The sequence below is a fragment of the Calditrichota bacterium genome (genome assembly GCA_014359355.1).
In the GTDB taxonomy this organism is placed as follows: domain Bacteria; phylum Zhuqueibacterota; class Zhuqueibacteria; order JANLFK01; family Oleimicrobiaceae; genus Oleimicrobium.
In genome coordinates, this window is sequence record JACIZP010000226.1 from 18,755 (window position 1) to 31,682 (window position 12,928).

Below are 12,928 nucleotides of genomic sequence, written 5' to 3' on the forward strand. Positions count from 1 at the left end.
CTTTGGTGAGCAGCCGTGTCGGGCGGGCCTGGCTCCAGAATCTACCCGTGGTAGGCAGGCGCGCCTGTGGACACCGCGAAAATGAGGGGAGTCTATCTGTCCGTTTTTCAGAAAGAAAGCACGCCGCGGAGATGCCTGACGAGCGCGCAGGTGCAGTGCTTACGCTGTGGCAGCGGCCCAGGGGCGCGCCGACTGTTCCGCGTTGAGCCATCGTATCATTTGTGAACAGGGGAATGCCTACCGCGGGCACACACCTCAGCGCAGGCGTTGGAGCATGGGGCGTGTGGGTCAAGGCAGATGGATTAACAGGCAGGAAATGGCTTCGGTTTTGCACGCAGGAGACGACTTTTGCGAGCGGAGGGTGCGATGAGGAGAGCATGTTTGTTCTACGCGCTCACAGCGCTTGTCGCGTGGGTTCTTGTGGGGCCCGAGGCGGCACAGGCACAGTCGGGCGACGAGCTGCTTGTGTCTAACGGCTGGGCCTTGCCTGGCGGCTTGGACACGCTGAGCATTAGTGTCAAGAACGCCACAGTGATCAAGGGGATGCACTTTAAGCTGGTTGACAGCCCGGACAAGCTGAAGGTTGTCGGCATGGAAATAAAGCCGCGCATTGCTTCGTTCCGGGTTGACACCACAAGCAGGGCCGGCGGATTTTGGGTGTTGATGGTCCCCGACACCAGTACCAGCTCGCGACTGACCGCAGGAAGCGGCGACATCTTGTGGGTCTATGTGCTTGTGGCTGCCAACGCTACCGGCGGCACAAACGCCAGCGTGGGCTTTGACAGCGTGCGCGCCGCGGCCAACGCCACCGGCAATCCTCCGCTTACCCTCGTGCAAAAGAGTGGCGTCTTCTGGTTCGGCAGGAAAGGGGACGTCATCTACAACGGGGTTGTGGACCTGTTTGACGTGCTGCGCATGATCGACATCGCCTTGCAGCGACCGCCTACACCTACCGCGTACGAGCGCTGGGCTGGCGACTTTGACGACAACGGCGCGGTGGACGTCACAGACATCGGCAAGGCCATCGACGTCGCCGTGTCCGGTTTGCCCAAGGCCGCCTCGGTAGGCGACGAGGCCCCTGGTGCATTTCGCGGGGCCATCGCCCTGACCAAGGGCCCTGAGATCAACCACCAGCAGTCCCAGGTGAGCATCGACGTAGAAAGCCCTGTGCCGTTGGCCGGCCTTGAGCTGGTCTTGCAGCTGGCGGCAAAGGACGTGACCGTCAGTGCGCCCTCGGTGTGCGGTATTGCCAACGCCATGTCTCTGGCCAGCAAGATGGCAGGCGACGGGCTGAACGTGCTCCACTACAGCCCATCCGGGGTGGTGATGCCCGCAGGCCGCGGAACGGTGGCGAGCCTTGTGCTCACCACCGCTAGGGACGAAGGCGAGGCCATTCCGCTGCAGGTGCTGCACGCGGTGGGTGCCACCGTCAGTGGCCAGCGTGTGGACCTGCTCTGGGAACAAGGGGCTCCGCGACAAGGGCAGGTTCCAGATGCTTTTGCCCTGCACCCGAGCCATCCCAACCCCTTCGCTGCGACCACGGTGATCAGCTACGACATCCCCGCACAGAGCAGTGGAGCCGTCGATGTGCAGGTAGCCGTCTACAACATTCATGGGCAGCTGGTGCGCGTGCTCGAGCGGAGCAGGCGTGAGCCGGGTCGCTACCTGGTGCAGTGGGATGGCCGCGATGAGACCGGCAATTCCGTCTCCTCCGGTGTCTACTTTTACAAGCTCATGGCGGGCGGCTTGACCCTGGTGCGGAAGCTCGCCGTCCTGAGGTAAGGCAAACGCGTCCTATGCCAGTCGGACGAAACAAGTGGTGAGGTGCCAGCAATGAAGACCAGAAGCCTTGCACTCGTGCTCGTGGCAATCTCCATGGCGCTCGCTGTAGGCCACGCGGCTATTGTCACGGACAACTTCAACCGCGCCAGCTTGGGCCCAAATTGGGCAGCACACGCGGCGTATCAAATCGTCAACAATGCATTGTCCAATACCTCCACCACGCCTGGGTGGAACTATTTAGCGGTGTTTACCGCAGTAACCAACCCCACCGAGGTGTCGTTCAAGTGGGCCACAAATGCCACGGTGGACGGCATCAACGCAGGCGGGATTGCCATCTTCCTCAACGCGCCGTCCTCAACGGCCACGGGCTACTGTGTGATCCGGCGCGGCGGCTACATCCTGCTCTGCCCGGTGGTCAATGGTGAGGTGAAACGTGACCAGCCCATCGACACCAAGCCGGTTGCGCTACCCAGCTATAAGCCAGGCGACGTCATCAAGGTTGTGGCTTCCACAGACGCCACCGGCCACCACTTTGACTTTTACATCAACGGTCTCTTCGACACGCGCGTGAACGACCCGCAGAAGACGTACGGGACCAGCGGCACACTCTACGCAGGCGTCAGCCTGTTTGGCAACTTGGCGAACGACATCGACGATTTTACGGTGCGTGCCCCGGTAATCACCGTCACCGCGCCCAATGGTGGCGAGAAGTGGACGGTCAACTCCACCTACAACGTCACCTGGACGTACTCAGACTACTCGGGGAATGTCAAGATCGAATACTCCACCGACTCCGGTACGTCGTGGAGCACGGTCGTCGCGTCCACCGGCAACACCGGCTCGTATGCCTGGAAGATCCCCAACACGCCCTCCAATACCTGCCGGGTGCGGATCTCGTCAGCCACCAGTGGCATTCCCACGGACATTAGCGATGCAGACTTTACCATCGAGCCGGAAACGGAGCAGATTACGTTGATTAGCCCCAACGGCGGCGAGACGTGGATTGTGAACACGCAGCGGCAGATCACCTGGAGCGCCACGAGCGTCATCACCAACGTGCGTCTGTGGTACTCGCTCAATGGCGGCGCGAATTGGACCGAGATAACCGTGGCGCCGAACACAGGTTCCTACGACTGGACGCTCCCTGCGCAGACTTCTACCACGGCGATGATCAAAGTGGAGGACGCCTTGGACGGTCTCCCCAGCGACCAGAGCGACGGAGTGTTTACCATTTCCTCCTTGGTCGTCCTCAGGGTGCAGAGCTCCAGCGGCGAACCTGGCAAGACCGGCGCGGTTAACATCTGGCTCAACAACCAGGTCAATGTGCGCGGCATCCTCTTTCGTTTGACAGATGACCCTAACCACTTGCAAGTGCCCACCCCCTTCACAAGTTCGGTAACCCCGGTGGGACGAGCGACTGGCTTCACTACGGCAGCCACCGAAAAGGATGGTTACGTGCAGATCCTCTTGGCCTCCATGTCGGGCGCGGTGATCCCGGTAGGGAACGGCCCTATTCTCCAGATCAAGTACGACATCAACCCCGCTGCTCCTTTGGGGAGTTCGTCCAATCTGGTGCTCACCAACGTTTCGATAAGCGACGCCAACAACCAGCAGGTCGTGCCGGATATAGTTAACGGATTGTTCAGCTATGTGAAGGTTGGCGACCTGAATGGCAATGGAGCAGTAACAAAGGCCGACATGGCGGTCATGGCCGACATTGTGTTGGGCAAGGTGGTGCCAACTGCGGCACAGCTGCTGAGCGGGGACGTGGACCACGACGGCGACATTGACCTCTTCGACATGTTGGCCGTCTTTGACCTCTTCCCATGATGGAACTGGCTTGACGGATTGGGATGGCGTAACATATGATGCTTAGCCGTGTTCATGATGCCGCACGGTGGTTTGCCGCCGCGGTCTGCCTGCTGGCCGCGACGCAAGCGATGGCCTCTGCGAATCGCCTCTTCGTCGGATCTGGGGCTGGTCTGCCAGGCAGCACCGGCAACGTTATCGCTATTGCGCTGAGGAACGAAGCTCCAGTGCGAGGGCTGCAGTTGGAGCTTGCCGACCTCCCGGACTATTTGCGCCCAGATTCGGTGTGGGTGACCGGGCGGGCGTACGGTTTCATTGCCCGCTTCAACGACATCGATGGCGTGCTCCGGCTCATAGCCGTCTCCTTCAACTACACGCTGGAGGCGGACAGCGGTGCAGTGGTCAACGTTAGCTACCGGGTGGCAGCCGATGCGCCGCTCGGCACAGAGGTCGCCCTGCAAGTCCTCAGCCTAATCCTCATCAACGGCGAAAACGAAGTGGTGGAGGCAACGGCCGAGGGAGGGGTATTCGTGGTTGGTTTCCCTTCGGGCGTGGCAACAAATGCCCCGGCGCCTACGTGCTTCACACTGGCACAGAACTATCCAAACCCCTTCGGCTTCGGTCCTGTGGCACACGGCACCACTTCGATACTCTTTTCGCTTCCCAAGGCAGAGGAAGTGTCGCTGGTGATCTATGACCTGCTCGGCAGGGAGGTGTGTACGCTCTTCCGGGGCCGACTCGGCAGCGGCGACCACGCTCTGACCTGGGACGGCTCCGATGCGGCAGGCCGGCCTTTGCCTGCTGGTTTGTACCTCTACCGACTTCAGGCTGGAGAGCGCGCAATCACTAGAAGACTGGCCATAGTCAGATAGCTTGCGACGCGCATCGATGGCGCCCCCACGCGGGGCGCTTTTCGTTTTCTGACCATCTGTGCTGCTCCGGAGTCTTCAATCGGAACTCGATGGGCGGGCGCGAGAGCGGGACACGAGGTGGCCACGATTCGCTTCGCAGGACGAATCACTTCGCCTCGTCAAGGTGGTCCTCCTTTGGCTGAACGGTCCGCCTGCCGGACTGTGGCCGGCGGTGGAGTTCGCCTTGACATGGAGAGGCGCCACCAGACCTGTGCCCCCAGACCTTAGACGGGGAGAGGCAGCCCCGAACGCTACGTGGAAACACGTGGGGCATTGTCGGCCCAACCTTCCTCCGGTCTCGCCCAGATTCTAGGCCGAGGAACACTGCCGCCGAACAAAAAGAGCTTGATTTTCACGAAATATTGGTTTATATTTGTTCCAAGTTAAGATCGCTTACAATGCTGGCGGCACAATGAAGGACAAGATTCAGCTTCTCAGGAAAAAGGGTGTGGTGCTGACCATTCAGCGCCTGGCAGTCCTTGAGTACCTGCAGGAGCAAAGGTCCCACCCCACTGCTGAGGAGATTCATCGCGCTCTGCGCAGCCAATACCCCACTCTCTCCCTCGCCACCGTCTACAATACTCTGGAAACGCTTAAGCAGGCAGGTCTTGTTGCCGAGCTCGTGGTAGGCAAGGAAAAGCACTTCGACCTGGCGGAGGAGTCGCACCACCATTTCCGCTGCCGGGTGTGTGGGCGCATCTACGACGTGTCGGTGCAGTGCTCGTTCGCCGCGCAAGGCGCAATTGACGGCCACGCGGTGGAGACGGTCCAGGCGCTGTTCATCGGGGTCTGCGCCGAGTGCCTAAAGAGCGCCCAGTGCGCAGAAGACAGCCGCCCCTATCGCTGCGCGGTCTGCGGGTGGGTCTACGATCCAGCACGAGGAAACGACACGCCCGGAGTCGTGCCAGGAACTCCCTTCAGTCGCCTGCCTGAGGAGTGGTGCTGCAAAGTCTGTGGTGCCGCCCGCGACAGGTTTGTTCCGGTTGAGGGTGCCCTTCTCAAGAGGCGGACCTCAGAGGGCGAATCGTCAAACTGAGGATGAATGCATATGAGAGCCTTTGAGTTGAAACCGGGGATCTACTGGGTGGGCAGCATAGACTGGGACTTGCGTAACTTCCATGGCTACCTTACGCCGTACGGCTCCACGTACAACGCGTATCTTGTCGTGGATGAGAAGGTTGCCCTGATCGACACGGTGAAGCGACCCTTCTTGGACGAGCTCTTGGCCCGCGTGCAGAGCGTGATCGACCCGGTGCAGATCGCCTATGTGGTGTGTAACCATGTCGAGATGGACCATTCAGGAAGTATCCCGGCTCTGGTAGAACGTGCCCCTCAGGCACAAGTTCTCACCTCGCCGAACGGCGAGAAGGGGCTACGGGCACATTTCCACAGTGATCTGAACTACAGGGTCGTGCGCTCCGGTGAGGCAATTAGCTTGGGGCGCAGGTCGTTGCAGTTCTTCCACACGCCCATGGTACACTGGCCTGACTCCATGGTGACGTACCTTCCGGAGGAGGCGATCCTCTTTTCCAACGACGCCTTCGGCCAGCACTTGGCCACTGCCGTTCGCTTTGATGACCAGGCGGGATGGGAGGTGGTCTACGCGCAGGCGGCCAAGTACTATGCCAACATCGTGCTCCCGTATGGAGACCAGGTGAAACGCACCCTCCAAGCCCTGGGCGGTGTGAAGATGGACATGATCTGCCCCAGCCATGGGGTCATCTGGCGGGAGAACATCGCCCGCATCCTGGAGGCTTACAAGAGATGGGCCGACTATGAAGCAGACGACCAGGCCGTAGTGGTCTACGACACCATGTGGGGCTCCACTGCCAAGATGTCGCAGGCGTTGTGCAGAGGGCTCGAGGCTGAGGGCGTGCCAGTCACGGTGCGCAACCTTGAGACCACGCATATTTCCGAGGTGATGACCGATGTCTTGCACTCGCGGCTGGTCCTGGTTGGGTCGCCCACGTTGAACAACGGCTTGTTGCCCAGCGTCGGCGAATTCTTAACCTATCTGAAGGGTCTGCGACCGCGCAACAGGATGGGTTTTGCTTTTGGCTCCTACGGCTGGGGAGGACAGGCGGTTGCGGAGATCGAGCAGGTCTTTTCTGCCCTTGGCTGGCAGGAGCCTGTGCCAGCCCGGCGTATACAGTGGGTGCCCGACGAGGAGCAACTCGGACACCTGGTGGAAGACGGGCGCGCCTTAGCCAAGGCCTTGGCGCAAAAGTAGAGAGTGGTACGCTGCTCTTCGGCAGCGTCCGGCCTTTCAAGGAGATGAACCGATGACTTTGGAGCTACATGTCCCCGACATTACGTGCGGTCACTGCAAAATGCACATTGAGAAGGCCGTAGGCGTCCTCCCCGGCGTTGAGGCCGTAGAGGTGAACGTGGAGCGAAAGACGGTGCACGTCAAAGGTGACGTCCAACGTGCCGTGGTGGAGCGCGTCATCAGAGAGTTGGGCTACACGATTTGAGAGATGGGGAACTTGGTGCGGTGGAGGGCAGGTATCTGTCGAGCTGGTGAGCAAGGAGGAGCCGCGAGATGGAGAGTGCACACGAGGATTTGGAAGCATTGAGCCTGGCCCTGAAGATGGAAGGCGAGGGCCGGCAGTTCTTCCTCGCTGCCCGCGACAAGACGGAGCACCCGCTTGCCAAGGAGACCTTCGCCTACCTGGCCGACTGGGAGCTTGAGCACATCAGCATTATTCAGCACTTTTATGCGTCACTGCGTGACCGCGGCCAGTGGACGAGCGCGGCGCACCTGCAGGGCAAGCGGGGGGAGGCCATCGCTACTTTTCGCAGCGTGTTCCGCGCTGCCAGAGAGCGCCTTGACGAGACCGTGGGCACGCAAGCCGATGTGCTCCAAGCCTATCGCTTGGCGCGCGACATGGAGGACAAGCTCATCGTCTTCTACAGAGATCGGGCGGCAGCCGCCAAAGACCAGACCGCCAAGCAGTTCTACACCTTCATGACCGAGCAGGAGCGCGAGCATCACCTGATTCTGGAAAACTCACTCCGCTATCTGGAGAACCCTGCTCAATACCACGCGGAAGAAGAGAATTGGATGTTCGACGGCGGTTAGTCGGCGCTGGCTGTGGCTCCTCCAGAACGAGGAATTGAACCGTGAAAAAGATAGCGCTCTTCGCCTTCACCGGCGAGACAGGCTGTTTTGCACATGTGCTCCTCAATGCCCTGGACATGAAGGAGCGGGGTTATGAGGTGAGGGTGGTGGTGGAAGGCACCGCCACCAAGCAGGTAAAACTGCTGGCTGAAGAAGGGCGTCCTTTTGCCAATCTCTACCGACGGGCGAAGGAAGCTGGTCTCATCGACTGTGTGTGCCAGGCGTGCGCCGCGGTTTCCGGCAGCTTAGAAGCGGCCCTGGAGCAGGGCCTTGCTGCCTGCGACGAGATGTCCGGGCATCCCAGTATCGCCCGCTACCTGCAGGCCGGATTCGAAGTGTTGATCTTTTAGCCCTCAAGCAACGTGGCGCATCCGAGGAGCTCGCGGTTGGTGAAGAGAGGCTTGCTCACACTGTCTCGAGGAGGGAGATGCCATGATCGCCATACGTCGCATTCTGTTTCCTGCTGACTTTTCTCCCTGCGCCGAGCAGGCGTTGGACTATGCATTGGCCTTCGCGCGCCAGCATCAGGCCGAGCTCCACGTGCTGCACGCCACGGTTTTGCACGAGGACGATCCTCACCAGCTGGCCCATCACTTGCCGGATGTGGAGGTTCTCCGCGCGCGTCTCCGCGAGCTGGCCAAGTCCGATATGCTCACGGCCCTTGCGGCCCATGGTGCCAATGAGCTGAAGGTCAAGGTGGCCCAGTGCTTCAGCGTGGCTGCCGCCCCTGCCATCCTCGAGTACGCCACCGACAAACGCATCGACCTCATCGTGATGGGCACGCACGGCAGGCGGGGTATCGGCCGGCTGTTCCTCGGAAGCGTCGCCGAGGAGGTGGTCCGTCAGGCGCCGTGCCCAGTGCTCACCGTAAGGGAAACCGAGAGGCGGCGAAAACTCAGGCCTTTCAAGCAGCTCCTCGTTCCCGTCGACTACTCGCGCCATGCGCAGCGCGCCGTGCGCTATGCGTTGGCGATGGCGGCCCAGTGGCAGGCGCAAGTGCATTTGCTCCACGTTGTGGAGGAGACTCTCCACCCGGCCTTCTACGCAACGGGCAAGACCTCCATTTTCGATTTTGTGCCAGACATCCGCCGCAAGTCATTGCAGGCGATGAAGGAGCTGGTTGCTAAAGCCAAGGCCCCAGAGGTGAAGACCGCCTTCCACGTCGTGGAGGGACGAGCTGCCGAGGAAATTGTGAAATGGGCACAGACGCACCGCGTGGACCTGCTGGTGATTGCTACCCATGGCCTCACCGGCCTCGAGCATCTGTTGTTGGGCAGCGTCACCGAGAAGGTGGTGCGCACGGCGCCGTGCCCCGTGTTCACTGTCAGGGCGTTTGGTAAGTCCTTGCTGAAAAGCAGATGAGCCAGGCAGAAAGGATCGGCAGGAGGAAGGATGACAGAGGAACAGTTCCGGCAGGCGATCCGCTTCGCAGTGGAAAAGGAAGAGGAGGCTGCGGCGCTCTATGAGACAGCGCAGCAGGTGGCTGTCACGCCCCTTGCGAAGACGACCTTTTCCGAATTCGCTGCAGAGGAGCGGCGACACAAGGCGATGCTCCTGGAGCTCAAGCCGGAGAGTCTGGGCAAACCGGCAGCCGCCAAGGTGCCCGATCTGAGGATCAGCGACTACTTGGTGGAGGTGGAGTTTCGGCCGGATATGAGCTATCAGGATATGCTCATCTTGGCCATGAAGCGCGAGGAACAATCGGTGCGCCTGTACAGCGATTTGCAGCGCCGCACTGGCGATGCCCAATTGCAGAGGCTGTTCGGCTTGCTGGCAGAAGAGGAGGCACGCCACAAGTTGCGTTTGGAGACCATCTACGATGACGAAGTTCTGCAGGAAAACTAAGCAGGTCATGAGGAGGAATAAATGGCTGTGAGCAGACGGGAGTTCTTCCGCGCTGCCGCCGGAACTGGGGTGGTGGCTGCCACCATGCTGGGCCGCAGCGGGGCAAAGGCAGCACAGAACAAGGGTGCGGTGGCCCCTGGGACTCACGAGCTACCGCCACTCCCCTACGCGTACAATGCGCTTGAGCCCATCATCGACGAGCAAACCATGAGGCTACACCACGACGCCCATCACGCGGCCTACGTGAAAGGACTCAATGAGGCCGAGCGGCTGCTCGTGCAAGCAAGAGAAAGCGGCAACTACCAGTTCATCAAGCACCTGGAGCGCGAGATCGCCTTCCATGGTTCTGGTCACATTCTGCACAGCATTTTTTGGCACAATCTGTCCCCCAACGGTGGAGGTGCGCCCAAAGGGAAGCTGCTGTCGGCCATCGTCGCTCGGTTCGGCAGTTTTGATGCATGCAAGGCCCAGCTGAGCGCGGCCACCAAGGGAGTGGAGGGGAGCGGTTGGGGAGTGCTTGCGTACGTCCCTGCGTTCGGCAACTTGGAAGTGCTGCAGGCGGAGAAGCATCAAGATCTTACGCAATGGGGTGCAGTCCCACTATTGGTCATTGATGTGTGGGAGCATGCCTACTACCTGAAATACCAGAACCGCCGCGGCGAGTATGTTGACAAGATTTTCGAGATAATCAACTGGCAGGACGTCGCGAAAAGATATGCGCAGGCCCTCAGGTGACCGGCGTCCCATGGCGACATTCCGACTAAGAATGCTCAGTGTTCGGCGAACGGCGTGCGCAGTGCTACTTGTCTTGCTCGCAGGCCTGGTAGCCGGTGGCATGGCCCAAAGCCCAGGAGGTAAGCGGGACGTCACTACCATGGCCACCCCTCGTGGGAACCGCCTGCGTGCCGCCGACAAAGGTCCTGTGCGCAGTGCCCTAGGCGTGCCGAAGGTAGCTCTCGCCAATTATCGCCTTACGGTCACCGGGGAGGCTGATTCTTCGTTCTCGCTGGGGTGGGAGCAGATTCTGCAGGTGCCGCCCGTCTACTCTGACACCATCCTGCTCTACTGCGTGGAAGGGTGGGAGGTTTGGGGCACCTGGAAAGGGGTTCTTGTGAAGGACCTCCTGCGCAGTGCCCGGCCACGGCCTGAGGCCAAATACGTGGCGTTCCACTGCCTGGACGGCTATTCGACCTGCCTCCCGCTGGAGTACGTGGAGAAGTACAACGTGCTCCTGGCCTATGAGCTCAACGGCAAGCGCTTGCGCCCGGATATCGGCTTTCCCCTCCGGCTGGTGGCTTTTGGCAAATACGGCTACAAGTGGGCCAAGTGGGTCGATCAAGTGATTCTGCTGCGCCAGCCCACCGAGGGCTACTGGGAAAAGCGGGGCTATTCGGACGAGGCCAACGTGCCCATGGAGCGCAGGCGCTTCTACGAGGGGCAAGAAGCCAAGCCGGTGGAATAGGCTTCGCGACGGATTCCGGTGCGGTGAGAGCAGGTGGAAAGGAAGTGCCGTCGGCCCAGAGACGAGAGCTGGGATGGGATCTGAGCAACTGAAACGCCAGGCGGGGGAGTTCGCGGTGCGCTTTGTCGAGTCTGGCATGGTGGTGGGACTCGGTCATGGCAGCACCGCAATATACGCCGTGCGCCTCTTGGGCACGAAGCTGAAGAGGGGTGAGCTCCGTGACGTTGTGGGCGTGCCCTGCTCGCGCGCGGTAGAGGAGGAAGCCATCCTGTTGGGTATTCCGCTGACCGCGTTGGAGGAGCACCTGGAGGTTGACCTGACCATCGACGGGGCCGATGAGGTGTCGCCCTATCTGGATGTCATCAAGGGAGGGGGTGGGGCGCTGCTCAGGGAAAAAGTGGTGGCACAAGCCAGCAAAAGGGAAGTGATCGTGGTCGACGAGTCAAAGCTCACGCCGGTTTTGGGACGAGGGCCGCTGCCCGTGGAGGTCATCCCCTTTGGCTGGAAAACACATATGCCCTTTTTGCAGGAGCTGGGCGCGCAAGCGACGCTCCGCCTCGCTGCCGATGGTGCGCCGTTCCTCACTGATCAGGGGAATCTGATCCTGGACTGCGTTTTCGCAGGAGGAATCCGCGAGCCGCAGTCGGTGGCGGCGGCCTTGGATGCGCGCGCGGGAATTGTCGGCCATGGCCTGTTCCTGAATTTGGTCACCGACGTGGTCGTGGCCACGCACACTGGCATCAGGCACTACACAAGGAGAGTTGACGGAGGGCGGGCATGGTGAAGATTGAGGCGTCCATCCTCTCGGCGGACCTCACCCGATTGGGCGAACAGGTGCGTGAGGCAGAAGAGGCAGGCGCAGACGCCATTCAGATCGATATCATGGACGGCTGTTTCGTGCCCAACATCACCTTTGGCGCAAATGTGGTGAAAGCGATCCGGCCCCTGGTGCGCTGCCCCCTGACGGTACATTGCATGATCGTGCAGCCGGAGCGCCATCTGGCTGCCTTTGCCGAGGCGGGCGCCAATTGCATCATTGTCCATCAGGAGACCACCCCCCACCTCCACCGCGCCCTGGCCCTGATCCGTGGGCTGCAGGTGCAGGCCGGTGTGGCGCTGAACCCAGGCACGCCACTGGCCGCCATCGAGGAGGTGCTGGACTGCGTGGACGTCGTACAGGTGATGACGGTGAACCCAGGCTGGGGAGGACAGGAGTTTTTGGCAAGCCAACTCCAGAAGATCCGCCGCCTGCGCAACGAGCTGGAACGCCGTGGCCTGAATGTGGCCATTGCCGTCGACGGTGGCATCGACTGCACCACTGCGCCGCAGGTTGTGCAAGCAGGGGCTACCATACTCGTGGCCGGCTCGAGCGTCTACAACCAGCGCGCCTCAGTAGCGGACAACGTGGCTCGACTGCGGAGGAGCTGCATCCCCGCGCGGAGTGTGTAGGGTGAGCGCAGGACGCCAGGCAAGAGCAGGGGGACCGGAGGTCGGCACGGTCGTAGAGGTCAGAGGGGGACGGATGGTCGTGCGCCTCAACGAGCGCGCGGCCTGCGCAGCTTGCGGGGCGCGCTTTGCCTGCACCCCTACGGGCCAGCAGTCGCGCCACGTTACCGTGCCCAACCAGATCGGTGCTAAAGTGGGTGAAACGGTAGAGCTCACGGTGCGGCCAAGGGTGAGTTTGCTGAGCGTGGGGTTGGTCTTCCTCCTTCCTGTCCTGTTGGGCATGGTGGGCTATTTTGTTGTCTGGGGGCTCTGCCGCGCCGAGAAGCCTGCGGTGTTGGCCACCATGTTGGGCTTTGCGCTGGCATTTGTCGTAGCCTGGCGCGTCAATCGCTTTCTGGAGATGCGCCAGGAGTCGCCAGTACGGGTGCGAAAGGTGGGTTAGGCGACCGTGCAACTATTGCGCAGAAAGTGCATCTAAGGGGTGAAACGTCGAAGCTGTTGAATTATCGAATGGAGGCAAACAATGGAAGGACGCATGCCGTTGATCGGAGA

The 12,928-nt window shown here is 60.9% G+C and carries 15 protein-coding genes; all 15 read left to right on the top strand.

What is annotated here, in order from left to right; all coding sequences use genetic code 11:
* Positions 1-366 precede the first annotated feature (366 nt).
* The 15 genes from H5U38_10145 to H5U38_10215 all read left to right on the top strand — a co-directional run bounded on the left by H5U38_10145 (position 367) and on the right by H5U38_10215 (position 12,818).
* Positions 367-1,782 carry a T9SS type A sorting domain-containing protein gene (locus H5U38_10145; protein MBC7187382.1) on the top strand — a complete coding sequence of 472 codons (1,416 nt, stop codon included), beginning with the start codon at positions 367-369 and terminating at the stop codon, positions 1,780-1,782.
* A gap of 51 nt (positions 1,783-1,833) precedes the next feature.
* Positions 1,834-3,612: a hypothetical protein gene (locus H5U38_10150; protein ID MBC7187383.1), complete on the top strand. Its 1,779-nt coding sequence runs from the start codon at positions 1,834-1,836 to the stop codon at positions 3,610-3,612.
* A 35-nt stretch (positions 3,613-3,647) separates the two neighbouring features.
* Positions 3,648-4,463, top strand: coding sequence for a T9SS type A sorting domain-containing protein (locus tag H5U38_10155; GenBank protein MBC7187384.1), 816 nt, complete (start codon positions 3,648-3,650; stop codon positions 4,461-4,463).
* A gap of 451 nt (positions 4,464-4,914) precedes the next feature.
* Entirely contained in the window at positions 4,915-5,538 is a 624-nt protein-coding gene (locus tag H5U38_10160; protein ID MBC7187385.1) for a transcriptional repressor, read from the top strand.
* Between the two features lie 12 nt (positions 5,539-5,550).
* On the top strand, positions 5,551-6,732 hold the full coding sequence (locus tag H5U38_10165) for an FprA family A-type flavoprotein (protein MBC7187386.1): 1,182 nt from the start codon (positions 5,551-5,553) through the stop codon (positions 6,730-6,732).
* 52 nt (positions 6,733-6,784) lie between these two features.
* Positions 6,785-6,976, top strand: coding sequence for a heavy-metal-associated domain-containing protein (locus H5U38_10170; protein MBC7187387.1), 192 nt, complete (start codon positions 6,785-6,787; stop codon positions 6,974-6,976).
* A 68-nt stretch (positions 6,977-7,044) separates the two neighbouring features.
* Entirely contained in the window at positions 7,045-7,584 is a 540-nt protein-coding gene (locus tag H5U38_10175; GenBank protein MBC7187388.1) for a ferritin family protein, read from the top strand.
* Positions 7,585-7,625: 41 nt separating this feature from the next.
* On the top strand, positions 7,626-7,973 hold the full coding sequence (locus H5U38_10180; protein ID MBC7187389.1) for a DsrE family protein: 348 nt from the start codon (positions 7,626-7,628) through the stop codon (positions 7,971-7,973).
* A gap of 82 nt (positions 7,974-8,055) precedes the next feature.
* Entirely contained in the window at positions 8,056-8,985 is a 930-nt protein-coding gene (locus H5U38_10185) for a universal stress protein (protein MBC7187390.1), read from the top strand.
* 30 nt (positions 8,986-9,015) lie between these two features.
* Positions 9,016-9,468: a ferritin family protein gene (locus H5U38_10190; GenBank protein MBC7187391.1), complete on the top strand. Its 453-nt coding sequence runs from the start codon at positions 9,016-9,018 to the stop codon at positions 9,466-9,468.
* Positions 9,469-9,552: 84 nt separating this feature from the next.
* Entirely contained in the window at positions 9,553-10,203 is a 651-nt protein-coding gene (locus H5U38_10195) for a superoxide dismutase (GenBank protein ID MBC7187392.1), read from the top strand.
* Between the two features lie 61 nt (positions 10,204-10,264).
* Positions 10,265-10,930 (top strand): molybdopterin-dependent oxidoreductase, encoded by a 666-nt coding sequence (locus H5U38_10200; protein MBC7187393.1) that lies wholly within the window; start codon positions 10,265-10,267, stop codon positions 10,928-10,930.
* Positions 10,931-11,003: 73 nt separating this feature from the next.
* Positions 11,004-11,714 (top strand): ribose-5-phosphate isomerase RpiA, encoded by a 711-nt coding sequence (gene rpiA, locus H5U38_10205; GenBank protein ID MBC7187394.1) that lies wholly within the window; start codon positions 11,004-11,006, stop codon positions 11,712-11,714.
* Positions 11,708-12,379 carry a ribulose-phosphate 3-epimerase gene (locus H5U38_10210; protein ID MBC7187395.1) on the top strand — a complete coding sequence of 224 codons (672 nt, stop codon included), beginning with the start codon at positions 11,708-11,710 and terminating at the stop codon, positions 12,377-12,379. The genes rpiA and H5U38_10210 overlap by 7 nt, the downstream gene beginning before the upstream one ends.
* 1 nt (position 12,380) lies before the next feature.
* On the top strand, positions 12,381-12,818 hold the full coding sequence (locus tag H5U38_10215; GenBank protein ID MBC7187396.1) for a SoxR reducing system RseC family protein: 438 nt from the start codon (positions 12,381-12,383) through the stop codon (positions 12,816-12,818).
* Positions 12,819-12,928: the final 110 nt, after the last annotated feature.

What these genes read in the sequence shown, in the direction of transcription:
- rpiA (MBC7187394.1), top strand. Translation starts at nt 11,004, where the DNA reads ATGGGATCTGAGCAACTGAAACGCCAGGCGGGGGAGTTCGCGGTGCGC.
- H5U38_10210 (MBC7187395.1), top strand. Translation starts at nt 11,708, where the DNA reads ATGGTGAAGATTGAGGCGTCCATCCTCTCGGCGGACCTCACCCGATTG.
- H5U38_10145 (MBC7187382.1), top strand. Translation starts at nt 367, where the DNA reads ATGAGGAGAGCATGTTTGTTCTACGCGCTCACAGCGCTTGTCGCGTGG.
- H5U38_10170 (MBC7187387.1), top strand. Translation starts at nt 6,785, where the DNA reads ATGACTTTGGAGCTACATGTCCCCGACATTACGTGCGGTCACTGCAAA.
- H5U38_10175 (MBC7187388.1), top strand. Translation starts at nt 7,045, where the DNA reads ATGGAGAGTGCACACGAGGATTTGGAAGCATTGAGCCTGGCCCTGAAG.
- H5U38_10155 (MBC7187384.1), top strand. Translation starts at nt 3,648, where the DNA reads ATGATGCTTAGCCGTGTTCATGATGCCGCACGGTGGTTTGCCGCCGCG.
- H5U38_10160 (MBC7187385.1), top strand. Translation starts at nt 4,915, where the DNA reads ATGAAGGACAAGATTCAGCTTCTCAGGAAAAAGGGTGTGGTGCTGACC.
- H5U38_10195 (MBC7187392.1), top strand. Translation starts at nt 9,553, where the DNA reads ATGCTGGGCCGCAGCGGGGCAAAGGCAGCACAGAACAAGGGTGCGGTG.
- H5U38_10190 (MBC7187391.1), top strand. Translation starts at nt 9,016, where the DNA reads ATGACAGAGGAACAGTTCCGGCAGGCGATCCGCTTCGCAGTGGAAAAG.
- H5U38_10185 (MBC7187390.1), top strand. Translation starts at nt 8,056, where the DNA reads ATGATCGCCATACGTCGCATTCTGTTTCCTGCTGACTTTTCTCCCTGC.
- H5U38_10150 (MBC7187383.1), top strand. Translation starts at nt 1,834, where the DNA reads ATGAAGACCAGAAGCCTTGCACTCGTGCTCGTGGCAATCTCCATGGCG.
- H5U38_10165 (MBC7187386.1), top strand. Translation starts at nt 5,551, where the DNA reads ATGAGAGCCTTTGAGTTGAAACCGGGGATCTACTGGGTGGGCAGCATA.